The sequence below is a fragment of the Pandoraea apista genome (assembly GCF_001465595.2).
Taxonomy (GTDB): domain Bacteria; phylum Pseudomonadota; class Gammaproteobacteria; order Burkholderiales; family Burkholderiaceae; genus Pandoraea; species Pandoraea apista.
The window spans coordinates 4,218,534-4,240,822 of the sequence record NZ_CP013481.2; the positions used below are offsets into that span (position 1 = coordinate 4,218,534).

Genomic DNA, 22,289 nt, shown 5'->3' on the forward strand with positions numbered 1-22,289 from the left:
CGCGGCACGCTTATTTGAAGCGCTCGCGCAACAGGTTCTTCTGCACCTTGCCCATCGTGTTGCGGGGCAATTCCGCGACGACGTGCACCCGCTTGGGCACTTTGAAATTGGCGATGCGTTGCTTGAGTGCGTCGATCACGGTGCGCTCATCGGGTGCCGGCGCCCCGTCGCGCGGCACGATCACCGCCACCACCGCTTCGCCGAAGTCCGGATGCGGTACGCCAATCACAGCCGACTCCGCCACACCGTCCATTTCGTCGATAAAGCCCTCGATCTCCTTCGGATAGACGTTGTATCCGCCGGAGATGATGAGGTCCTTCGAGCGGCCCACGATGTGCACGTAACCGTCCTCGTCGAACTTGCCCACGTCGCCCGTCTTGAAGAACCCGTCGGCCGTAAATTCTTCTGCCGTCTTTTCCGGCATGCGCCAATACCCGGCAAACACGTTCGGCCCTTTCACCTGAATATGGCCGATGTCACCCTGCGCGCACGGCAGGCCGTCATCGCCCACCACGCGAACCGTCACCTCCGGCAGCGGCACGCCGACGGTGCCGGCGCGGCGCACACTCGCGGCATTGCCGTGGTACGGGTTCGAGACGAGCATGATCGTCTCCGACATGCCGTAGCGCTCCAGAATCGTGTGCCCGGTGCGTTCGCGAAAAGCATCGAACGTCTCGCGCAACAGCGGTGCCGAACCCGAAATGAACAACCGTACGTTGCGGCACGCGTCGCGCGTGAGTCCCGGCTCCGCCAATAGCCGCACGTAGTAAGTTGGCACGCCCATGAACACCGTGGCGCGCGACAGTTGATGCAACACTTCGCGCGCATCGAACTTCGACAGCCAGATCATCTTGCTGCCCGAATACAAGGCAGCATGGCTCGCGACGAACAGACCGTGCACATGGAAAATCGGCAGCGCGTGCAGCAGCACGTCGCCCCCTTCGCGCTCGCCCCAGCCCCAGAACGCGTGCAACACGCGCGTGTTGCTCGCAAGGTTGCCGTGCGAGAGCATCGCGCCCTTGCTGCGGCCCGTCGTGCCCGAGGTGTAGAGAATGGCGGCGAGGTCGTCGGGCGAGCGCGGCACTGTCTCGAAGGTATCGCCGAACCACGCCGCGCGCTCCAGCAGCGAGCCCGTCCGATCGTCGCCCAGGGTGTAGACGTGTTTCGCCCCGTTTGTGAACGCGATCTTCGAAACCCAGCCGAAATTCGCCGGGCTGCACACTACGACGTCCGGCTCAGCGTTCCCGACGAAATACGCGATCTCTGCTTCACGATAAGCCGTGTTGAGCGGCAAGTAGACGAACCCCGCGCGTAGCGTGGCGAGGTAGAGCAACAGTGCTTCGGGCGACTTCTCGACCTGCACGGCGATACGCGCACCGGGCGCCAGATCGAGACTCGCGAGCAGGTTCGCAATGCGTGCGCTCGCGTGCTCGAGGTCGTCCCAACTGTAGTAAAGCCCTTCGGGCGTCTCAATGGCGCACGCCGATTTGTCGGCGGGGAAACGTTCGGCAAAGAGTCGGTAGAGGTTGGCGTCTTGCGTCATAAACAGAACCGGATTCGAAACGGTGGATACAGGTGATACAGGGGATACAGCGAAAACGTCGAAGCGTCGAGGCGTCGATGTGTCGATGTGTCAGTGAATCGGCAACACCCGGGGGCGCCGGCACTCAGCGCCCACGGAAATCGGGCGGCCGCTTCTCGAGGAACGCCGCCACGCCCTCGCGGTGATCGTGCGAGTCCCAATAAGAGAAGGCTTTCTGCCATTCCGCCTCGGACAACGGCGGCACCGGCGGTGCAAGCCGGGCGATCAGCCACTTGTTCAATTGCGCCGCAAGCGGTGCACCGGCTGCGAGGCGCCGGGCGCAAGTGTAGCTCGCTTCTTCGAGTGCTTCATCAGCGACCACACGCGTGAGCAACCCTTTCTCGCGCGCTTCCGCCGCACCGAACACGCGCCCTTCGAGCAAGATCTCGAGCGTGACCGCGCGCCCCGCGAGCGCCAGCACGCCACGCAGTTCGCCGGGCGCCATCGGAAAGCCTAGCTTGTTGATCGGCACGCCGAACCGCGCACCTTCCCCGGCGATACGCAGATCGCAATGCGCGGCGATCTCCAGACCGCCGCCCACGCAAACGCCTTCGATCAACGCAACGCTCGGGTGCCGGCAACGCGCCAGCGCGTCGAGCGTGGGCCCGATCACCTCGCCGTGATAGCGGCGCAACGTATCGTAGCTGCCGCGCTCGACCGGAAACTCCTCGATATCGGCGCCCGCTGCGAAGTTGCCCTGCGCACCGCGAATGACAATGGCCCGCACGCGGGAGTCCTCGTCAAGCGCCTGCAAATGCGCACGTAACGCGCGCCACATCGCCACCGAAATGGCGTTGAGCTTGCCGGGATTCGATAGCGTCAGTGTGACCCAACCCTCGTCAAGCGAACTGTCGTCGCGCAGGACTTCACTCACACGTGTCTCCATGATGTTGTCTGGCGTTCGCGGCCACTTCGGTATCCATAAGTCATGAGGCTCAGAGCAAGCGCGATACGGCGCGTCCGAGTGCCGGTTCGCCGTCGATGAGGCGTTGCAGATTGGTGTCGAGTTCGTCGGGCTCGTAGAGGTAGTTCACCATCATGCCGCACGACTGCTTCGCCCCTTTCTTCGAGAGATCCGCCTGCCAATTAATGCGCTCCACGCGTGCGCCGTTGCCCAGGTGGAATCGCGCGACCGGATCTCGCGGCTGCCCGCGCACGGTTTCGCGTGCCAGATAGTGCGCGGCCAGCGCCTCGCCAAGGCTGCGCTGCAACACCTGCATGCTCTTGCGCTCCGGCAACGTTTGCAACCAGGTCATCATCTGCGCCCCGGTGGTGCCCGAGGCCAGCGACGCCTCCTGCGCCAGCAGCTTCGCCCGCTTCGGGCCAAGCGTCTCGGCAAGCGCTTGCGCTGACAGTTGCCTGAGCCAGTCGTTGAAACCGGGAATGGGAGACAGTGTGGCGAAGTTGCGCAGCTTGGGGAAATCGACTTGCAGTTCGTCGATCACGCGCTTGAGCAGGAAATTGCCGAAGCTCACGCCACGCAGCCCCGGCTGCGTGTTCGAGATCGAGTAGAAGATAGCCCACCGTATGCGACGCAAATCTTCGAGTGGCGCCTTCTCGTCGAGCAGCGAATGCACGTCGGCCGCCATGTCGGGGACGAAGGCCACTTCGACGAAGATCAACGGCTCGCGCGGCATCCGCGGATGGAAGAATGCGTAACACCGCCGATCGGAATCGAGCCGGTTGCGTAAGTCGGCCCACGACGAAATTTCGTGCACCGCCTCGTAACGCATAAGCTTCTCAAGCAGCGACGCAGGCGAGTCCCAGGTAATCGGATGCAACTCCAGCAGGCCGACGTCGAACCACGTCGAGAAGAGACTGCCGAGGTCGTCTTCAAGCGCTGCGAGGCCGGGGAGTGCCGCACGATGGTGCAACATGTCGGCGCGCCAGCGCACAAGGAACGGCAAGCCGTCGGGCAACGCGTTGAAGCGCTTGAGAAAGCGCACGCGGGCGCTGCCCAGCGCCCCCGCCAGTCCACTGGCGGTGCGTTTCGCGCTCGCGCCGTCACCGTCCTTGCCCGCATCGGCGAGCGCATTGCCGTCGCTCGCGCAGATATCGGCCACGACCGCGAGCAGTGCCAGTTGCCCTCCGGGAGACGCCGCATCGTAGCGCGCCATGAAGTCTCGCGCCGCCTCGTTGGCGGCCGAGTCGGTCAGCCGCGCCGACAGACATTGCGTCAACTGACGCCGCAGTGCACTCTCCGCGCGCGGCGACAGTTTCTCGGCGACTACCTTTCCATCGCCCTTGTCACCCTTGTCACCCCTGTCGCCCTTGCCATCCTTCGGACCGCCGCCCTGCCCGCCCGTCTTGCCCGCGCCGCGCCCGAACCACTGCCCCAGACGCTCGCCCAGCGACGGCTTCGGCGATGGCACAGGCGCGCTGACCTCGGCCACGCTCTCGGGCGCACTCCTCCCCGGCGAGGAGGACGACGACGATGCTGCTGCTGCCGCCGATGACGACGCCGCAGACAGACTCAGCGATACGGGAACGGACATGGCTGACATGATCGGCTCATCCTTCATGGCTTCCTCTCTCATGGCTTGCAATCAAAACAGGTCCGACACATGCCGGACGATCGGCGCGCGCACGCCCACTTCATCCCATCAGTTGGTCAGGCAACCACAACGACAGCCCCGGCAGCAGACAGATGAGAACAACGGCCACGACCATCAACACCACGAACGGCATGACACCCCACACGATGTCGCGCAACGCGATATCGGGCGCCGTGTTCTTGATGACGAATATGTTCAGCCCCACGGGCGGATGAATCAACCCCAGTTCCATCACAATCGTCATGACCACGCCAAACCAGACCAGATCGAAGCCTGCGGCCCGCAGCGGCGGCAGGATGATCGGTGCCGTCATCAGAATGATGCTCACCGGCGGCAGGAAGAAGCCCAGCACCACGACCATCAGCAAGATGGCGGCAAGCAACACCCAGCGCGACAGATGCAGCCCCACGATCCACTGGGCCGCCGACTGGCTGATGTGCAGATAGCTCATCACGTACGAGTACAGCAACGACATGCCGATGATGAACATGAGCATGGTCGACTCTCGCAGCGTGCCGGTGAGAATTGGCGCGAGCTGACGCGGCTTCCACATGCGGTAGATCACGGCGATGAGCGCGAGCGCCAGCAGTCCGCCAAGTCCGGCCGTCTCCGACGGCGTGGCGTATCCGCCATAAAGCGCCGCCATGACCCCGATGAGCAGCGTCACGAACGGCAACACGCGCGGCAGCAACGCCAGCTTCTCGCGCATCGTGGCCGGCGGCTCGCTCGGGAACGGCGACGGCGTGCCGTCGCGTGCAAGCGCGAGTTGCGCGAGTCCGTACTCCTTCCGGTAACGCCAGGCCGCGTAGCACGAGAACAACCCCACCAGCAGCAGCGCGGGCACGATCCCTGCGAGGAACAGGCGCCCAAGCGACTGCTCCGCTGCCACCGCGTAGAGAATCATCGTGATCGACGGCGGCAGCAGAATGCCCAGCGTGCCGCCGGCCGCGATGATGCCGGCGGCGAACCCCGGCGAATAGCCGCGCTGACGCATCTCCGGAATGCCGGCGCTGCCGATGGCCGAGCACGTTGCCGGGCTCGAACCGGCCATCGCCGCGAACAACCCGCAGGCGAAGACATTGGCGATGCCGAGGCCGCCCGGAATCCGTCGCATCCAGGCGTGCAGCGCGAGGTACAGGTCCTGCCCCGCACGCGACTTGCCAATGGCCGCACCCTTCAGAATGAACAGCGGAATCGACAGCAGCGTAATGCTGGCCATCTCCTCGTAGACGTTTTGCGTGATGGTATCCAGCGATGAGGCCGGCATGAAGCCGAACATGAACGCCACCGCCACGGCGCCGAGCGCAAACGCAATGGGCATGCCCGAGAACATGGCGACGAGCGTGGCGCCGCCGTAAAGCAATCCGATGCCGAGTTCGCTCATGCGTGGCCTCCGTTGCGATCTGATGAGGGCGATGCGTCGCGCGCCGGCGTTGTCCCCATCTCGCAGGCGCCGATGGCCACTTGCAGCAGCAGTTGCACGGTGAGCAACGTCATGCCGAACGCCATGAGACCGTAGGGAATGGACAGCGGCGGGCCCCACGTCGAACTGCTGGTCTGGCCGTCGACATAGGCTTCCCAGAACAGCGTCCACGACTTCCAGGCGAAGAAGCCGCAGAACGCGAGCGTGACGATGTCCACCAGCCAGCGCCGCACGCGATTCACGCGCGGCGAAAGCAACGTTGTAACGGCTTCGATGCCAATGTGCCCGCGCAGGTGCTGCACATGCGCTGCGGAAACGAAAGTCGCGCCGACCAGCAGAAACACGGCGGCCTCGTCCTGCCAGTCGGTCGCGAGCTTGAGCACGTGCCGCGCGAACACGCTGTAACTGAGTACCAGTGCGGCGCCCACCAGCGCCAGCATGCACACGATCATGAGCAGACGGCTCACGCCCTGCAACAGGGCGTCGAGCCGCCGCAACACGCGAGTGCGCGCCACCGTGGGCTCCGCGCTCACGATGGCCCCGCTCATGCAGGCACCTTCTCGGCAAGCGCGAGCAATTTCGCGCAGGTGTCCGACTTGCTCGCGTAGTCCTTCCACGCCGTGCGCCGGGCAATGTCACGCCACTTCATCACGGTGGCCTCGTCGAGATCGTAGACCTTCGCACCGGCCTTGGTGTAGACGCTGGCGATCTGCGCGTCGTCGGCCTTGGCCGCTTCCGTGCCGAACGCCTCGAGTTCCGCGCCCACTTGCAGAATCACCTGCTGCTGGTCCTTGGGCAACTTGTCGAAGATCTGTTTGGACATGAGCAACGGCTCGAGCATGAACCAGTAAGACTTGTTGCGCCCCGTGGTCAGATGCTTCGACACCTCTTCCAGACGGAACGACATCAGACTGGTGGACGACGTCATCGCCGCATCCATCGCGCCCGTCTGCATGGCGGCATAGAGTTCGTTCGACGGCAACGAGATGACGGCCGCGCCGGCCTCCTTGAGCATCATGTCCATCTCGCGGCTGCCGCCGCGCACCTTGAGGCCCTTCGCGTCTTCGGGCGCGACAAGAGGTTTGGCTCGGCTCGCCACCCCCCCGGCTTGCCAGACCCAGCTCACGATTACGATGTTCTTCTCGGCGAGCACGTCCGTGAGCACCTTGCCGATCTCGCCGTTGCGCCAGGCGTTGCCCTGCGCGTAAGACGTTACGAGCCCCGGCATCAGACCGATGTTGAGCTCACGGATTTCTCCGCCCGCATAGGGCAGCGGATAGAGCGACAGATCGAGGGCGCCACGACGCAACGCGGAGAACTGCGCGTTGGTCTTCATCAGCGAACTGCCCGGATAGACCTGAAACTTGAGCGCGCCATTGGTGCGCTTCTCCACTTCCTGGGCGAACTTGCGGCATAGCCGGTCGCGGAAGTCGCCTTCAGTGAGGGTACCGCCGGGGAACTGGTGCGAAATCTTGAGCGGGCCGGTCTGCGCGAATGCGCTACCCCAGGGGCTGGCCAGACCGCCGGTAACGAGCGCCGAAGCGGCACCCAGCATGAGTTGCCGCCGCAGCGGGGAAAGGGTTGTCTCCATGGCGTCTCCTGTCACTTCTGTCAGTGATGAACCAGCGAAGCCCGGTGTCTGACATTGCCCGGCCCATGTCGGAAGACACGTCCCGGCTGCACCACCGGTTCGCCGGCACTGCATGTACGGATGACTGCTTTAGTTTTCTGGGTGTTTCGAGTGCGCGAGTTGCCGCTCTCGGATTGAAATCGTATAGTTAATCCATCACGGTGTATACAAATCAACCCCGCAAAAAATACATTTTCGGCGTTTACCCCGATCTTCAACGACGGGCTCACGCGGTACTTTGGCAACGATGCCCCCCACTTCAGCCCCGTTTGACGGGATCGACACACGACCGAGCGAGAGCGTCATGACCGTAAAACCGAAGCGATCGGAAGCGCTGCGACAGGCGATCGAAGAGAAGATTGCCGTGGGCGAGTACCCGCCCGGCATGCGGCTCGACGAGGTCGAACTAGCGAGCGCATTCGGCGTGTCGCGCACGCCGTTGCGCGAGGCGTTGATTCAGTTGGCGTCGTCGGGCGTAATCGAGATACGTCCCCGCCGAGGCGCGGTGGTCGCGCAGATCGATCCCCAGCGGCTGTGCGAGATGTTCGAAGTCATGGCCGAGCTGGAGTCGATGTGCGGACGGCTTGCCGCGCGCCGCATCACCGAAGACGAACTGGCGGAATTGCGCGAAACACACGAGGCCAGCCGGGCGGCGGCCGAAGCACGGGACATCGACACGTATTACGAAGTCAACGCACGCTTTCATGCGCTGATCTATCAGGCGAGCCACAACGCCTATTTGCAGGAAACCGCGCTGCAACTGCACCGGCGGCTGCGCGTCTATCGCCGGCTGCAACTGCGCGTGCGGGATCGGCCGCACCAGTCGTTCGCGGAGCATGACGCCGTGTTTCGCGCCATCGAGTCGGGCGACGCCGACGCGGCCTCCGACCATCTTCGTGGGCACGTCACGGTGCAGGGCGAACGCTTCGCCGATCTGATGGCGTCGTTGCGGGCGTTGGAGCGCAAGGCAAGCTGAGTCAACTGAGCGAGCCCCTGCCAGTACCAAACAAAAGGGCCGCCGGAGAATCCTCCGGCGGCCCTTCATGTTACGTAACAGGCTGCGGTGCAGTGTCGAGCGACGCTATGCCTTACACGCGAGACGTCGTCGGGCGGCGATACGACCAGACCAGCATGATCACGCCCGCCACCACCATCGGCAGCGACAGCCACTGGCCCATCGACAGACCGAACGAAAGCAGCCCGAGGAAGGCGTCGGGTTCGCGCGTGAATTCGGCGAGGAAGCGAAACGCCCCATACCCCACCAGGAACATGCCGGATACGGCGCCGACCGGACGGGCGCGCCGCGCAAAGAACCACAACAGCAGGAATAGCGCCACGCCTTCGAGCGCAAATTCGAACAACTGCGACGGGTAGCGGGGCAATCCGTGGAACTGGGCGAACACCATCGCCATCGCCTGATCGGCCATGGCTTGCGGATGCGCCAGCACCCACTGCGCGTCCTCACCCGCCGCTTGCGGAAAGAGCATCGCGAAACGCGAATCGGGCGACGTCACACGCCCCCACAATTCGCCGTTGATGAAGTTGCCCAGACGGCCGGCCGCAAGCCCCAGCGGGATCATCGGTGCAATGAGATCAGTGCCCTCGAGTAGAGAGTGCCCGCGGCGCCGCGTGAACAGCCACATGGCGACGAGCACGCCGAGGAACCCGCCGTGGAACGACATGCCGCCTTCCCACACCTTGAAGATGTCGAGCGGGTTCGCCAGATAGAACGACAGCTTGTAGAAAATCACGTAACCCAGACGTCCGCCGAGAATCACGCCGAGCACGCCGTAAAACAGCATGTCGTCGAGATCCTGTGCCTTCCAGCCTTGACTGGCGATGGAAGGCTGACGCACGCGCAGCCGGCCTACGAGCAGGAACAGAATGAAGCCGACCAGATACATCAGGCCGTACCAGCGGATAGCGAGCGGGCCGAGATGAATCGCGACCGGGTCGAATTGAGGATGAATCAGCATGGATCAGAAGAATCGATTCGTGAACAAAAGTTCCGTCGGCGCAATGGCGGCTAATGGCGGCGGGTGCAACGCGAAACATGCCCCCTTGCCACCATCGAGTGACACGCCGCGCACCGTCCACCGTCTCTTCGTCGGAGAGCGGCCCGGCATGTCTTGGGATGGGCAGCACAATACCACGAGCGCACTGCGTCGCGGCAGGCCAACGCACAGCATCTTCGTTCTGACGATCAACTCGTCAGCGTCGCCCCCGGTGGCGTGTGCGCCACACCTCGCGCCGTCTCGAGAAAGCCTTCGAGCACGGGCGTGACTTCCGCCGTTCGCCAGAGCAAACCCGTCTCGATCAATGTGCTCGTCTCGCGCAGCATGCGATAGGTCACGCCAGTGCGCCGCAAATGGCATAGCGACTGCGGCACCAGGGCCACGCCCATGCCTGCCGAGACCAGACTCACGATGGTCTGCATCTGAATCGCCTCCTGCCCCACGCGGGGCGTGAGGCCAAGCGCGGCGTAGCATCCCATGATGATGTCGTAGAACGCAGGCGCCACGCGACGCGGAAAGATGACGAGCGGCTCGTCGGCAAAGTCGGCGAGACTTACCGGGGCGCCCGGGTCGCCCGGCTGGCCATCGGCGTCCGTATCGCCCTGACCGTCGGGCAGCGCGAGCATCAACGGCTCGCGCACGATCGGCAGATAGGAGAGCTCGTTGGCGTAGCGCGCGGGCACGGGCGGGATGAAGAGCCCGGCGTCGATACGGCCGTCCATGAGCGCTTCGACCTGCACGTCGCTCGTGGCTTCGAGCAGTTGCAGCCGCACGCGCGGATAACGCTCGCCGAACTCGCGCAACAGCGGCGGCAGAATGCCGTAGTCCGCCGTGGAGACGAAGCCCAGCGAGAGCGTGCCTACCTCCCCGTGCGCCAGCCCCTGAGCGAGCGCCGGCAGCGCGTCGGCGTCGGCCAGAATACGCCGCACCTCGGGCAGCAGTTGGCGGCCAACCGCCGTCAACTCCACCGACCGGTTGGTCCGCACGAACAGCGGCGCGCCCAGCGACGCCTCCAGCGCGCGAATCTGCTGCGACAGCGGCGGCTGCGTCATCGACAGGCGCTGTGCGGCGCGCCCGAAATGACGCTCTTCGGCCACCGCGACGAAGTATCTGAATTGCCGGAGATCCATGATATGTTTTTCGACTTAATCCGAGTCAAATAATATATTTGACAAGCATTCAAGGAAAGACGAATCTTGACGTCCGGCCGACACTGGCGCCAAGCGTGACGTTGGCGACATAACCCGCAACGCGCGAATCCAGTCCACAAAGAGCCTGGCGGCCCCGATTTTCGTTCATCCCACAAGCACAGCGTTTCAGAGACGACCATGCCTCAATACCGTTCCCGCACCTCCACCCACGGCCGCAACATGGCTGGTGCCCGCGCCCTCTGGCGTGCCACCGGCATGACAGACGACGATTTCGGCAAGCCGATCATCGCCGTGGTGAACTCCTTCACGCAGTTCGTGCCGGGTCACGTGCACCTGCGCGATCTGGGCGCCATCGTGGCCAAGGAAATCGAAGCGGCTGGCGGCGTGGCCAAGGAATTCAACACCATCGCGGTAGACGACGGTATCGCCATGGGTCACGGCGGCATGCTGTACTCACTGCCGTCGCGCGAACTGATCGCCGACTCGGTGGAATACATGGTCAACGCGCACTGCGCCGACGCCATGGTCTGCATCTCCAACTGCGACAAGATCACCCCGGGCATGCTCATGGCCGCCATGCGCCTGAACATTCCGGTCGTGTTCGTCTCGGGCGGTCCGATGGAAGCGGGCAAGGTCAAGAACGGCGACGGGCAGGTGATCGCCAAGATCGACCTGATCGACGCCATGATCAAGGCGGCCGACCCCAAAATCAGCGATGCCGAAGTCGCGGAAGTCGAGCGCAGCGCCTGCCCGACGTGCGGTTCGTGCTCGGGCATGTTTACCGCCAACTCGATGAACTGCCTGACCGAGGCCATCGGTCTCGCCCTGCCGGGCAACGGCACCATCGTGGCCACACACGCCTGGCGTCGCGGGCTGTTCGAGCAGGCTGGCCGTCTCGTGGTCGATCTTTGCCGCCGCTACTATCAGGAAGACGACGCCTCGGTCCTGCCGCGCAACATCGCCACCAAGGCCGCGTTTGAAAACGCCATGGCGCTCGACGTCGCCATGGGCGGCTCGACCAACACCGTGCTGCACTTGCTCGCCGCCGCGCAGGAAGCGGGCGTCGACTTCAAGATGGCCGATATCGACCGCATCTCGCGCAACGTGCCGTGCCTGTGCAAGGCCGCTCCGGCGACCGACAAATACCACATCGAAGACGTGCACCGCGCTGGCGGCATCATCGGCATTCTGGGTGAACTCGCCCGCGGCGGCCTGCTCGACACGTCGTGCGGTAACGTTCACAGCGGCACGCTCGGCAACGCCATTGCGCAGTGGGATGTGAAGAACAGCGCCAACGATAAGGCGCAAACGTTCTACAGCGCCGCCCCCGGCGGGGTGCCCACGACCATCGCCTTCAGCCAGTCGTCGACCTACCCGTCGCTCGACCTGAACCGCGAAACCGGTTGCATCCGCGACAAGGAACACGCCTATACGAAGGACGGTGGTCTGGCCGTGCTGTACGGCAACCTCGCCGAGAAGGGCTGCATCGTGAAGACAGCCGGTGTGGACGAAGCGCAATGGGTGTTCACCGGCCGTGCCCGCGTGTTCGAGAGCCAGGACGACGCCGTGGAAGGCATTCTGGGCGACAAGGTCCAGCCCGGCGACGTGGTGGTGATCCGCTACGAAGGTCCGAAGGGCGGTCCGGGCATGCAGGAAATGCTGTACCCGACCTCGTACCTGAAGTCGAAGGGACTGGGCAAGACCTGCGCCCTGTTCACGGACGGCCGCTTCTCGGGCGGTTCGTCGGGTCTGGTGATCGGTCACGCCTCGCCGGAAGCGGCCGAAGGCGGCACCATCGGTCTGGTCGAAGACGGCGACGTGATCGAAATCGACATCACCCAGCGCAAAATGCATCTGGCCGTGTCGGACGAAGAACTGGCCCGCCGCCGCGCCGCCATGGAAGCGCGTGGCGACGACGCATGGCAGCCGGTGGGCCGTGAGCGTGTCGTCTCGCAAGCCCTGCAGGCCTACGCGGCACTCGCGACCTCCGCCGACCGCGGTGCCGTGCGCGATCTGTCGCAACTGAAGCTGGGTAAGCGCGGCTGAGACCCGCGATAGGTCGTACGCCAGTCGTGAATCGACTGGATCGGGAGCGGTGGCAAGGCCAAGGCCTCGCCACCGCTCCCCGGCAGGAATACAGTAGCGACATCAGACGGCCATCCGCCAGCCGGACATGCCGCCGGCAAGACAGCGTGATACAACAACGCCTATGTGCGACGCTGCGACGGCTCGTGGCGTGGCGCATCCCCACAAGGAGAGAGACGTCATGGCATTCAACCGTCGTTCGCGAAATGTCACGCAAGGCGTGGCGCGTTCGCCCAACCGCTCGATGTACTACGCGCTGGGCTACAAGGAAGAAGACTTCGACAACCCGATGATCGGCGTGGCCAACGGCCACTCGACGATCACCCCGTGCAACGCGGGGCTTCAACGTCTCACCGACGCCGCCGTCGACGCCATCAAAACCCATCAGGCCAATCCGCAGACTTTCGGCACCCCGACCATCTCCGACGGCATGTCCATGGGCACGGAGGGCATGAAGTACTCGCTCGTCTCGCGCGAAGTCATTGCCGACTGCATCGAAACTGCCGTGCAGGGGCAGTGGATGGACGGCGTGGTTGTGATTGGCGGCTGCGACAAGAACATGCCGGGCGGCATGATCGCACTGGCGCGGATCAACGTACCGGGCATCTATGTCTACGGCGGCACCATCAAGCCGGGCAACTGGAAAGGCAAGGACCTCACCATCGTCTCGTCGTTCGAGGCTGTGGGCGAATTCACGGCCGGGCGCATGACCGAGGCCGATTTCAAGGGCATCGAGAAGAACGCTTGTCCGTCGACCGGCTCTTGCGGCGGCATGTACACGGCCAACACGATGAGTTCGTCATTCGAGGCGCTGGGCATGTCGTTGCTGTACTCGTCGACCATGGCCAATCCCGATCAGGAGAAAGTCGACTCCGCCGCCGAATCGGCGCGAGTGCTGATCGAGGCCGTCAAGAAAGACATCAAACCGCGTGACATCATCACGCGCAAGTCCATCGAAAACGCGGTGGCACTCATCATGGCTACAGGCGGCTCCACCAATGCCGTGCTGCACTATCTCGCCATTGCCCACGCCGCCGACGTCGAATGGAGCATCGAAGACTTCGAACGGATTCGTGCGCGTGTGCCGGTCATCTGCGACCTGAAGCCGTCGGGCAAGTATGTGGCGACGGACCTGCACAAGGCCGGCGGCATTCCGCAAGTGCTCAAGATTCTGCTCGACGCAGGCCTGCTGCACGGTGACTGCCTGACGATCACCGGCCGCACCATCGCCGAAGAATTGAAGGACGTGCCCTCGGTGCCCCGCGCCGATCAACACGTCATCTTCCCTATCGACAAAGCGCTCTACAAGGAAGGCCATCTCGCCATCCTCAAGGGCAATCTGGCGGAAGATGGCGCGGTCGCGAAGATCACCGGCCTGAAGAATCCGGTCATCACGGGGCCGGCGCGCGTGTTCGACGACGAGCAAAGCGCGATGGAAGCGATCCTCAGCGACAAGATTCAGTCGGGCGACATTCTCGTGCTGCGCTATCTCGGCCCGAAGGGGGGACCGGGCATGCCGGAGATGCTGGCCCCGACCTCGGCCATCATCGGCAAGGGGCTTGGCGAGTCGGTCGGGTTCATCACCGACGGCCGCTTCTCGGGCGGGACGTGGGGCATGGTGGTCGGCCACGTGGCGCCGGAGGCATACGTCGGCGGCACCATCGCCCTCGTGCACGAAGGCGACTCAATCACCATCGACGCGCACAAGCTGCTGTTGCAGCTCAATGTACCGGACGACGAACTCGCGCGACGCCGTGCCGCGTGGAAAGCGCCGGCACCGCGTTACACGCGGGGTGTTCTGGCGAAGTACGCAGCGCTGGCTCTGCCGGCCAACAAGGGCGGCTCGACGGGCTGATGTCAGGCTGATACCGATCACACCACGGCTAACGGCACGTCCGTCTCACATGGCGGACGTGCCGTTTTCACGCTTGGCCCACGAACAAGGAAAGCGCTACAATCCGCGCATCGGGCGCGTGGTCAGCCGGGTGCGGGTCGCGTCTGCAGAGGCGGCGATAGCACCTGCGTGCCTTTATGCCGTTTCGCAGCTTGATGCATTTTCACTGACGTGAAGTGTTCCTATGCCGCATAAGCCGACCGCACCGCCCCGCACAGGGCCGAGTAAAATCCGCGCGACCTATGCCGTGGCGCTGACCCTCGGCATTCCGTTGCAGGGTTGCACATTGCATGGCGCCCCCTCTCGCGAGCTCTTCGGCGCGTACTTTCCCCTCTGGCTTCTGGGCGGCGTCATCGGCCTGTTCGCCGCATGGCTCGCGCACCGCCTCAGCGTCGCGATGCGATGGACGCAAATCGTGCCGCTCCAGCTCAGCGTCTGCCTGTCGATCGGTATCACCGTGGCAGCCCTCGTCTGGCTCGTAGGAACAGGACAGTTGCTATGAAAATGGCCGGCAAAAGCAAAGCCCCGCTCAAAGGACGGCTGATCGCGCTGGCGATCATCCTTGTTGGCATCATCGTCGCCTGCTACGCCAACTACCGCTCGACGCAATTCCCCTCGACCGACGACGCCGCCATCGATGCCGATGTCGTGCACGTTGCCACGCCCGTTGGCGGACGCATCGTCAGGCTGGCGGTGCAGGAAAATCAGCGTGTCGCGAAGGGCGACGTTCTCTACGAAATCGACGCCGTTCCCTATCGTCTCGTGCTGGCCCAGACGCGCGCCGATCTCGAACTGGCCCGCGCCGCGCTCGATACCCGGCAGAAAACCATCTACAACGAGCAGGCCAACGCCACGATTGCCGACGACCAGACCAGCAAGTCGATGCATAACTATGCGCTGGCGACTCGCAATGTCGAACGGCTTACGCCGCTGGCCGCCAAGGGCTACGTGTCGCAGCAGCAACTCGATCAGGCGCAGGTCGCCCAGCGCGACGCCGAACTGTCGATGAAGCAGGCGAAGGCGCAGAAGGCGGCCAGCGCACAGAGCGTTGGCGACGAGGCGGGTGCGCTGGCGACCGTCCGTGCTCGCGAAGCCGCGGTCGCCCTCGCGCAGCACAACCTCGACGACACCGTCGTGCGCGCACCGCAGAACGGCTACGTCACGGGGCTCACCGTACTCTCCGGCGAAACGGTTGCGCCGAGTCAGTCGCTCTTCACGCTGGTGCACGCCGACGAATGGTTTGCCGTTGCCAACTTCCGGGAAGGCGCCCTCTCGCACATTCAGGTCGGCGATTGCGCGACGGTCTACTCGATGATCGACCGAAGTCAGGCCATCGCCGGCAAGGTCGTGGGGATCGGCGCGGGTATCGCCGACGCCGGACGCATCAACCTGCCGCGCGCATTGCCGATCGTGCAGGCGTCGGTGAATTGGGTGAGGGTGGCGCAGCGGTTCCCGGTGCGCGTTGCATTACATGAGCCAGCCGAACGGCTGGTCCGCATCGGTGCCAGCGCTGTCGTGGAGATCAGACATGGCGCTGCCTGCCGGTGACCTGCAGCGTCCGGGGTTTGACGATCTGCTGAAGTGGCTCGCCCCATTTCCAGGGCGTGCGGCGACGGCAACCCGGGTCGCAATCATCTGCGTGCTGACCACGCTCGTGGCAACCGCCTACGGCACGCCCGAAGCGGCACTCTCGGCCTATGTGGTCTTCTTTCTGATTCGCCCGGATCGCGTCACGAGCATCGTCATGAGTGCGGCAATGCTCGTGCTGGTGAGCCTCATCGTGGGCTTCGTGCTGTTCATCGCCACGCTCGTGCTTGACAACCCGATGGTACGGGTCGCCGCCATCGCCGGACTCTCGGCGGGGCTCCTGTTCGTCACCTCGGCCAGCAAGCTGCGCCCCGTCGGCGGGATTATCGCGATGATCGTCGGCTTCGCGCTCGACAAGCTTGGCAGCGTGCCACTCGGTGAAATCGCCACGCGTGCGTTGCTGTACGCATGGCTCATGGTCGCGATTCCGATTGGCGCCGCGATCTGCGTGCAACTCGCCATCGGCGCCTCGCCGCGAAAGCTCGCAGGCAACGAATTGGCGAGGCGATTGCGCATTGCGGCCCAGGTGCTGCGCAACCCAGACGCCCCGCGCGACGAGCTAGACGTCTGCCTGAGCGCCGGCGACGAAGAGATCGGCAAGTGGCTCAAGCGCTCGGTACTGGAAGGTTCGTCGGCACGCGCCGACGCCGACGCGTTGCGACAGGCGACGTCGGCCACGTTTGCCATTCTCCTCGCCGCCGATCTGGTCGGCCGTGAACCGACAGCGCGGCTGCCCGCCACGTTTGCCGCGCCCTTGGCCAGCGCACTGGAACGTATGGCGGAGATGCTCGAGGCTGGTGGCTACCCGGTCGATATTGCCCCCTCCGACCTGCCGCTGCCACCATCCGATGCACTCGCAACACTGACACCGCTCGCACGTGTGGCTGTCGGGCGTCTGAGCGACGCCATCAGCGGCTTCACGAGGGTGAATGCCCCTGCGACCGCGCCCGACACCCAACCACCGGCGCACAGTGGGTTCTTCCTGCCCGATGCCTTCTCCAATCCGGATCATGTGCGGTACGCGCTCAAGACCACGGTCGCCGCCATGATCTGCTACCTGCTCTACTCACTGCTGGACTGGCCCGGCATTCATACCTGCTTCATCACCGTCTATCTCGTGTCGCTCGGCACGACCGCCGAAACAGTCGAAAAGCTGACGCTGCGCATTGCCGGATGTATCGCCGGTGCGCTGGCGGGCACTGCGATGATCGTGTTCGTCGTCCCCGGTCTCACCACGATTGCCGGCCTGCTGAGCGTGGTCGCCGTCGGTGCGTGGCTATCGGCCTGGATTGCGTTTGGCTCGCCGCGTATCGGCTATGCCGGTTTTCAAATCGCGTTCGCCTTCTTCCTGTGCGTCGTGCAGGGCCCGGCCCCGGCGTTCGATCTGACGATTGCACGCGATCGCACCATCGGCATTCTGATTGGCAACGTTGTCGTCTACCTGATCTTCACCCGCGTGTGGCCCGTGAGCATGGCCGGGCACGTCGACGCTGCCCTTATCGAGTTGCGTCAGCGCTGGCGCGCGTTGACGACGATGCCATCCGCCAGCCTCCTGCGCGCGCAAGCCGCAAGCGCGATGGCCCGACGTGCGGCCTTGCAGAACGACATTGCGCTGACGCACTACGAACCGTCGTGGGTGCGTCCCGCACAGGACTGGACGGCGACGCGCCGGCGTGTGCTGGCCGAGCTTGAAGCGCTCGAAGGCCCGATGGTGCTGCTGGCGGAACGACATCCCGCCGACGCGATCATCGACGGCTGGTTGACACGCCTCGACGCACGGCTCGATGGCGATGAACGCACCGGCTCCGCAGCATCGATTACCCCCACGTTATCCCCCTCGACCATGTCATGGCCCGCTGATCAGGAGCGTCAATCGTTGCTGATGCTTGGTGACGCGCGCCTCATCCAACTCGACCATGCGATGCACGACGACAATGTGACGAAGGAGCCTGTTCCCCATGCGCCGGCTTGATCCGCCCACGCCTGCCCCGATGACTTCCCTCGCGGCCATGCTCACGCTGGTCGCGCTGGCGGGATGCGCGACGTCGTCGCTCGACATGGCGCCCGAGCGTCCGGATCGTCCATGGCAACCGAATACGGACGCCTCCGGTGCGATCCGGCCCGGCGCCCCCGTGCTGGCCAGTACCTATCAGAATCGTGGCACTTACCGGCTGCCCGCCAACCCGGCGCTCGCCAACGTCTCACCCCCGCCCCCGCTTGAGCAGGACCACGCTTACACACTGCCCGAACTCATCGATCTGGCGCAGACGTCGAACCCCGCGACACGCATTGCATGGAACAACGCGCGTAACGCCGCACTGGTGGCAGGCGTGGCGAAAAGCGCCTATCTACCGCAACTGTCGCTGGCCGCGATGGGCCAGTACGCCGCCGCCCACAACTCGACGTCCAGCGTGCTGGGCGACTCGTCGGCCAGCGCTTCCACGCATGGATTGACGTCGGTGGTGGCGTTGCAATGGCTGTTGTTCGATTTCGGCGGACGTGCCGCTCGTGTGGAAGCGGCGTCGCAAGCCTCGGTCGTGGCAAATATCGGGTTCACTGCGGCGCATCAGCAGGTGGTGTACGACGTCAGCGTCGCCTTTTACACCTACCAGGCAGTGCGCGCGCGCATGGTGACGGCCGAGCAAGGCCTTGAGAATGCCGGCGCTGTGGCGGAGGCCGCCAGGTCGCGTTACCGGCGTGGCATCGGGACAGTGATCGAGGTCGCGCAAGCGAATCAGAACTACGCGCAGGCGAAATTGGCCCTCGTGCAGGCGCAAGGCGCGCAGAGCAATACCTATCTGACGCTGATTTCGGCGCTGGGCATCTCACCGCTGTCGAAGCCGAAGATTGCCGACATGCCGGTGCACGCGCTCTCGCCCGCGCTGCGCCAGCCGGTCGAGCAGATCGTCGCGACCGCGATTGCACGTCGGCCGGACGTGCTGAGCGCCTACGCCGCAGAGCGCGCGAACCTTGCGAAAATTCAGGCGGCAGAGTCGGACTTCAAGCCGAAGGTTTTCCTGTCGGCCTCCGGCGTCTACAACACCGGCAACGCTTCACTGTCAGCCGTGCCCGCCATCGGTCAGCAGTTGCCGACCGTCAATCTGAGCGGCGGCCGCTACGGCGGCAGCGTGATCATTGGCGTCTCGATTCCGCTCTACGACGGCGGGCTGCGCTCGGCAGCCCTCGCGCAGGCACGCAACGACGCGGACAGCGCGAGTACCCGGCTCGAACGCAGTCGTGAGGAGGCGGTGCGACAGGTCGTGGGCGCGCAAAACATGCTGCAAACCAGTCTGTCGGCACACGAAGCGGCCAAGGCGTTGATGGCGGCAGCGCAGACGACCTACGACGCCGCATTCGACGCCTACAAACACGGCGTTGGCTCGATCACCGACGCCTTGCTCGCTCAGAACCAGCTATTGGCCGCCCGCAACGCCTACGCCGACAGTTACAGCAATGCGTTGTCCGCAGCGGCGTCGCTCGCGTTGGCGACAGGGGCCATCGACTGATCGGCGGGTTGCGTTGCGTCACGGCTGGCCACGACATCCGGGTAGCGGCAGACAAGTGCTATATTGCGGCCAGACTTCCCTCTCCACTCTCCGGAAACGAACATCGAATGAAGCAATATGCCGGCAAGTCCGCTAGTGCGACGATCGGTGCCTGGCTAATGGTGGCGGCAGGCGCCGCGCTTGCGCAGACGAGCGCACCGCCCGCCGACGCCTCGGACGCGCGCGCCCTGGAGAAGCTCGCCCGCGAGCGCAATTGCATGACGTGTCACGCCACCGACCGCACCTTGCTCGCCCCGTCTTACCGGGAGATCGCCAAGCGTTATGCCGGGCAGGCCGGTGCCGTCGACGACATCGCCCGCTCCATTACGGAGGGCAGTCGCGGCAAATGGGGAAGCATTCCGATGCCCGCCGGCCCTCAGGTTGCGCCGGACGAGGCCATCCGTCTTGCGCGCTGGATTCTCGGCATGTCGCGTTGAGCCGTTGCCGTCATATCGGCTAACCGGTCTTTGCTGCGAGCGCGCCAACACAGCGTCGCTGAAGCCCTACCCTTGCGAGCGTACCTGCTTCGCAACCTCTTCGATGACGGCCTGCCGGATACGGTCCGGCAATTGCACCTGCAAGGCGTCGGCCACCTGTTTGCCGATCAGTTGCACCAGCCATGAGGTCTGGTCGATCAACGCGTCGTGACAGCGGCGCTCCACCATCGTCGTGATTTCATCGGCCAATTGCAGCGTGAGCCGTGCGCTCACGCGTTCCGCAAAAACCGCAACGTCGGCCGGTACCCCCTGCTCGACTACCGGTGCAGCAGACGGCGCCATGTGCGCTGGCGGCACGGCCTCGCCGGGCGCGAGCACTTCGGTCAGCGTGGGAATGCCGGGATCGGTGCGCTCGGGCTCGTTCGTCACGGTCAGCCTCTCTGGTCGTAGTTGTTCAGCGTGTAGCCGCGATCCCGATAGAAACGGTAGCGCTCTCGGGCACCGGACAGTTCGTCCGGCGCGTCGCCCACGATCTCGACCACGCGTTCGAAACGTGCGAAGTGCGTGGGCACCCCAGGCGCCAGATTAAGCAGTACCTGATGATGCTGGGCCTCCTCGTCGGGGGCAGCCAGCACCACGGGTGTCTGCGCCGCGAGCGGATCGCGGGTGAAGCAGTGCGGCACGAATTCCAGCGGCGAAAACGTCCACAGCGCCTGATCGAACGCGCGCAGCATGTCGGGTTCCCCAACGACTACGAGCGTCTGCCCGGCCCCATAGACCTTGCGCGCGAACCGGCAAGCGTACTCGAGCCGGTTCGCCACATGCGTATGAAAGTCGACGCGGGTCACCGGGCCTCGCGATCGATCAGGAACTGCGTGAGCAGCGGCACCGGACGGCCCGTTGCGCCCTTGGCGGCACCGCTCTTCCATGCCGTACCGGCGATGTCGAGGTGAGCCCACTCATACTTCTCGGCGAAACGCGCCAGGAAGCAGGCGGCAGTGACACTCCCCGCCGGGCGGCCGCCGATATTCGCCATGTCGGCAAAATTCGACTTGAGCTGCTCCTGATACTCGTCTTCGACCGGCAGACGCCATGCCGTGTCGCCCGTCGTGCGGCCCGCCGCGAGCAGTTCGTCGGCAAGCGTATCGCTCTTCGAGAAAAGGCCCGAATTCACGTGACCGAGCGCGATGATGCAAGCGCCCGTCAACGTGGCGACGTCGATCACGGCAGCCGGCTTGAATCGCTCGGCGTAGGTTAGCGCGTCACACAGGATCAGACGGCCCTCGGCGTCGGTGTTGAGCACTTCGATGGTCTGGCCGGACATGCTGGTGACCACATCGCCCGGCTTCGTTGCCTGACCGTTCGGCATATTTTCCGTGGCCGGCACGATCGCGATGACATTGAGCTTCAGGCCCATCTCGGCGACCGCGCGGATCGTGCCGAGCACCGAACCGGCGCCGCACATGTCGTACTTCATCTCGTCCATGCCTTCGCCCGGCTTGAGCGAGATGCCGCCGGAGTCGAAAGTCACGCCCTTGCCGACCAGCACGATCGGTGCCTGCTTGGCGCCGCCGCCCTCATATTTGAGGACGATGAAGCGCGGCGGTTGCACCGAGCCACGCGACACCGACAGGAACGATCCCATCTTGAGCGCTTCGATCTGCTTCGGGCCGAGGATTTCGGACTTGAGTTTGAATTCGCGTGCCAGCTTCTGCGCCTCGTCGGCCAGATACGTCGGGGTGCATACGTTGCCCGGCAGGTTGCCGAGGTCCTTGGTGAGCGCCATGCCGTTGGCAATGGCCTCGCCACGCTTGGCGGCGAGCTTGGCTGCCTTCAGCGCTTCCGGAGTTACCGCGAAAATGACCTTGCGCAGCACCGTGGTGGCCGGCTCAGGCTTGCTCTTCATCTGCGTGAAGCGATAAGTGGCCTCGCGCAGGGCGAGTACCGAGGCGCGCACGGCCCAGGCCGTGTCCTGGTTGGCAATCTGGGCTTGCGATAGCGTCCAGATGGCATCGACGGCACGCGAAGCGAGCAGCGTGCGCACGGCCGCACGTGTGGCTTCGTTGAAACCCTTTTGCGTCAGCTTGTCCTCAGGACCCAGTCCGACGAACAGCACACGGGCGGGACTCCATCCGGCGACTTCGTGCAGCATAAGCGTGCTGCCGAGCTTGCCGTTGAGTTCGCCCCGCTTGACCATGCGTGCGAGCAGGCCCTTGCTGGCGACATCGAGCGCCTTGGCGAGCCCTGCAAGCGGCTGCTGCTCGAACACGCCAACCACCAGACACTCCGTCTTTGCGTTGGCAAGGTCGGCCTGGCCCGCCTTGGTCGAATCGAAGGCTTTTGTGCTAAAGTCCATCGCGCTTTCCTCGGGTAAAATTCGTACGA

At 64.5% G+C, this 22,289-nt stretch carries 19 protein-coding genes; 8 read left to right on the forward strand and 11 right to left on the reverse strand.

What is annotated here, in order from left to right:
• Nucleotides 1-10: 10 nt before the first annotated feature.
• From AT395_RS18985 to dctP, 6 genes are all read right to left on the reverse strand, one after another.
• Nucleotides 11-1,543, reverse strand: a complete 1,533-nt coding sequence (locus tag AT395_RS18985) for a malonate--CoA ligase (RefSeq protein WP_048628979.1) — start codon at nucleotides 1,541-1,543, stop codon at nucleotides 11-13.
• A 124-nt stretch (nucleotides 1,544-1,667) separates the two neighbouring features.
• Nucleotides 1,668-2,468, reverse strand: coding sequence for an enoyl-CoA hydratase/isomerase family protein (locus AT395_RS18990; RefSeq protein WP_048628978.1), 801 nt, complete (start codon nucleotides 2,466-2,468; stop codon nucleotides 1,668-1,670).
• 49 nt (nucleotides 2,469-2,517) lie between these two features.
• A complete protein-coding gene (locus tag AT395_RS18995) occupies nucleotides 2,518-4,086 on the reverse strand; it encodes a malonyl-CoA decarboxylase domain-containing protein (RefSeq protein WP_237165732.1) in 1,569 nt (522 codons plus the stop codon).
• A gap of 91 nt (nucleotides 4,087-4,177) precedes the next feature.
• Nucleotides 4,178-5,521, reverse strand: a complete 1,344-nt coding sequence (locus AT395_RS19000; protein WP_042115029.1) for a TRAP transporter large permease — start codon at nucleotides 5,519-5,521, stop codon at nucleotides 4,178-4,180.
• On the reverse strand, nucleotides 5,518-6,108 hold the full coding sequence (locus AT395_RS19005) for a TRAP transporter small permease (protein ID WP_048628976.1): 591 nt from the start codon (nucleotides 6,106-6,108) through the stop codon (nucleotides 5,518-5,520). Before AT395_RS19005 ends, AT395_RS19000 begins: the two co-directional genes overlap by 4 nt.
• A complete protein-coding gene (gene dctP, locus AT395_RS19010; RefSeq protein ID WP_042115025.1) occupies nucleotides 6,105-7,151 on the reverse strand; it encodes a TRAP transporter substrate-binding protein DctP in 1,047 nt (348 codons plus the stop codon). Before dctP ends, AT395_RS19005 begins: the two co-directional genes overlap by 4 nt.
• 343 nt (nucleotides 7,152-7,494) lie before the next feature.
• Here dctP and AT395_RS19015 point away from each other — a divergent pair, with 343 nt between their 5' ends.
• Entirely contained in the window at nucleotides 7,495-8,166 is a 672-nt protein-coding gene (locus AT395_RS19015) for a GntR family transcriptional regulator (RefSeq protein ID WP_048628975.1), read from the forward strand.
• Nucleotides 8,167-8,278: 112 nt separating this feature from the next.
• Here the strand turns inward: AT395_RS19015 and lgt are convergent, their stop codons facing one another.
• Both lgt and AT395_RS19025 read right to left on the reverse strand, forming a co-directional pair.
• Nucleotides 8,279-9,166, reverse strand: a complete 888-nt coding sequence (lgt, locus tag AT395_RS19020) for a prolipoprotein diacylglyceryl transferase (protein WP_042115023.1) — start codon at nucleotides 9,164-9,166, stop codon at nucleotides 8,279-8,281.
• Nucleotides 9,167-9,393: 227 nt separating this feature from the next.
• Complete coding sequence (locus AT395_RS19025; RefSeq protein WP_048628974.1) at nucleotides 9,394-10,335, reverse strand: LysR family transcriptional regulator; 942 nt, start codon at nucleotides 10,333-10,335, stop codon at nucleotides 9,394-9,396.
• 198 nt (nucleotides 10,336-10,533) lie between these two features.
• On the opposite strand from AT395_RS19025, the gene ilvD (AT395_RS19030) reads away from it, so the two are divergent.
• The 7 genes from ilvD (AT395_RS19030) (at nucleotide 10,534) to AT395_RS19060 (ending at nucleotide 19,904) form a co-directional block, all read left to right on the forward strand.
• The gene (gene ilvD, locus AT395_RS19030) at nucleotides 10,534-12,402 is read left to right on the forward strand and encodes a dihydroxy-acid dehydratase (protein WP_042115019.1); all 1,869 of its coding nucleotides are present in this window, start codon (nucleotides 10,534-10,536) and stop codon (nucleotides 12,400-12,402) included.
• A gap of 220 nt (nucleotides 12,403-12,622) precedes the next feature.
• Nucleotides 12,623-14,296, forward strand: a complete 1,674-nt coding sequence (gene ilvD / locus AT395_RS19035) for a dihydroxy-acid dehydratase (protein WP_048628973.1) — start codon at nucleotides 12,623-12,625, stop codon at nucleotides 14,294-14,296.
• A gap of 223 nt (nucleotides 14,297-14,519) precedes the next feature.
• On the forward strand, nucleotides 14,520-14,837 hold the full coding sequence (locus AT395_RS19040; RefSeq protein ID WP_231606125.1) for a hypothetical protein: 318 nt from the start codon (nucleotides 14,520-14,522) through the stop codon (nucleotides 14,835-14,837).
• On the forward strand, nucleotides 14,834-15,883 hold the full coding sequence (gene mdtN, locus AT395_RS19045; protein ID WP_048628972.1) for a multidrug transporter subunit MdtN: 1,050 nt from the start codon (nucleotides 14,834-14,836) through the stop codon (nucleotides 15,881-15,883). The genes AT395_RS19040 and mdtN overlap by 4 nt, the downstream gene beginning before the upstream one ends.
• Nucleotides 15,864-17,894 carry an FUSC family protein gene (locus AT395_RS19050; RefSeq protein ID WP_048628971.1) on the forward strand — a complete coding sequence of 677 codons (2,031 nt, stop codon included), beginning with the start codon at nucleotides 15,864-15,866 and terminating at the stop codon, nucleotides 17,892-17,894. The genes mdtN and AT395_RS19050 overlap by 20 nt, the downstream gene beginning before the upstream one ends.
• On the forward strand, nucleotides 17,881-19,428 hold the full coding sequence (locus tag AT395_RS19055; RefSeq protein ID WP_048628970.1) for a TolC family protein: 1,548 nt from the start codon (nucleotides 17,881-17,883) through the stop codon (nucleotides 19,426-19,428). The genes AT395_RS19050 and AT395_RS19055 overlap by 14 nt, the downstream gene beginning before the upstream one ends.
• Nucleotides 19,429-19,535: 107 nt before the next feature.
• Nucleotides 19,536-19,904 carry a c-type cytochrome gene (locus tag AT395_RS19060; RefSeq protein ID WP_224787501.1) on the forward strand — a complete coding sequence of 123 codons (369 nt, stop codon included), beginning with the start codon at nucleotides 19,536-19,538 and terminating at the stop codon, nucleotides 19,902-19,904.
• A gap of 66 nt (nucleotides 19,905-19,970) precedes the next feature.
• Here the strand turns inward: AT395_RS19060 and AT395_RS19065 are convergent, their stop codons facing one another.
• From AT395_RS19065 to AT395_RS19075, 3 genes are read right to left on the reverse strand one after another with little or no spacing between them, the layout of a single operon-like run.
• Nucleotides 19,971-20,333, reverse strand: a complete 363-nt coding sequence (locus AT395_RS19065) for a DUF2486 family protein (protein WP_048628969.1) — start codon at nucleotides 20,331-20,333, stop codon at nucleotides 19,971-19,973.
• Nucleotides 20,334-20,335: 2 nt separating this feature from the next.
• Nucleotides 20,336-20,752 (reverse strand): DNA polymerase III subunit chi, encoded by a 417-nt coding sequence (locus AT395_RS19070; protein ID WP_042115012.1) that lies wholly within the window; start codon nucleotides 20,750-20,752, stop codon nucleotides 20,336-20,338.
• Nucleotides 20,749-22,260 carry a leucyl aminopeptidase gene (locus AT395_RS19075; protein ID WP_042115011.1) on the reverse strand — a complete coding sequence of 504 codons (1,512 nt, stop codon included), beginning with the start codon at nucleotides 22,258-22,260 and terminating at the stop codon, nucleotides 20,749-20,751. The genes AT395_RS19070 and AT395_RS19075 overlap by 4 nt, the downstream gene beginning before the upstream one ends.
• Between the last annotated feature and the right edge of the window lie 29 nt (nucleotides 22,261-22,289).

Bases quoted from the DNA above. Each gene is read 5' to 3' on its own strand.
- AT395_RS18985 (WP_048628979.1), bottom strand. From the start codon at position 1,543: ATGACGCAAGACGCCAACCTCTACCGACTCTTTGCCGAACGTTTCCCC.
- AT395_RS18990 (WP_048628978.1), bottom strand. From the start codon at position 2,468: ATGGAGACACGTGTGAGTGAAGTCCTGCGCGACGACAGTTCGCTTGAC.
- AT395_RS18995 (WP_237165732.1), bottom strand. From the start codon at position 4,086: ATGTCAGCCATGTCCGTTCCCGTATCGCTGAGTCTGTCTGCGGCGTCG.
- AT395_RS19000 (WP_042115029.1), bottom strand. From the start codon at position 5,521: ATGAGCGAACTCGGCATCGGATTGCTTTACGGCGGCGCCACGCTCGTC.
- AT395_RS19005 (WP_048628976.1), bottom strand. From the start codon at position 6,108: ATGAGCGGGGCCATCGTGAGCGCGGAGCCCACGGTGGCGCGCACTCGC.
- dctP (WP_042115025.1), bottom strand. From the start codon at position 7,151: ATGGAGACAACCCTTTCCCCGCTGCGGCGGCAACTCATGCTGGGTGCC.
- AT395_RS19015 (WP_048628975.1), top strand. From the start codon at position 7,495: ATGACCGTAAAACCGAAGCGATCGGAAGCGCTGCGACAGGCGATCGAA.
- lgt (WP_042115023.1), bottom strand. From the start codon at position 9,166: ATGCTGATTCATCCTCAATTCGACCCGGTCGCGATTCATCTCGGCCCG.
- AT395_RS19025 (WP_048628974.1), bottom strand. From the start codon at position 10,335: ATGGATCTCCGGCAATTCAGATACTTCGTCGCGGTGGCCGAAGAGCGT.
- ilvD (WP_042115019.1), top strand. From the start codon at position 10,534: ATGCCTCAATACCGTTCCCGCACCTCCACCCACGGCCGCAACATGGCT.
- ilvD (WP_048628973.1), top strand. From the start codon at position 12,623: ATGGCATTCAACCGTCGTTCGCGAAATGTCACGCAAGGCGTGGCGCGT.
- AT395_RS19040 (WP_231606125.1), top strand. From the start codon at position 14,520: ATGCCGCATAAGCCGACCGCACCGCCCCGCACAGGGCCGAGTAAAATC.
- mdtN (WP_048628972.1), top strand. From the start codon at position 14,834: ATGAAAATGGCCGGCAAAAGCAAAGCCCCGCTCAAAGGACGGCTGATC.
- AT395_RS19050 (WP_048628971.1), top strand. From the start codon at position 15,864: ATGGCGCTGCCTGCCGGTGACCTGCAGCGTCCGGGGTTTGACGATCTG.
- AT395_RS19055 (WP_048628970.1), top strand. From the start codon at position 17,881: ATGCGCCGGCTTGATCCGCCCACGCCTGCCCCGATGACTTCCCTCGCG.
- AT395_RS19060 (WP_224787501.1), top strand. From the start codon at position 19,536: ATGAAGCAATATGCCGGCAAGTCCGCTAGTGCGACGATCGGTGCCTGG.
- AT395_RS19075 (WP_042115011.1), bottom strand. From the start codon at position 22,260: ATGGACTTTAGCACAAAAGCCTTCGATTCGACCAAGGCGGGCCAGGCC.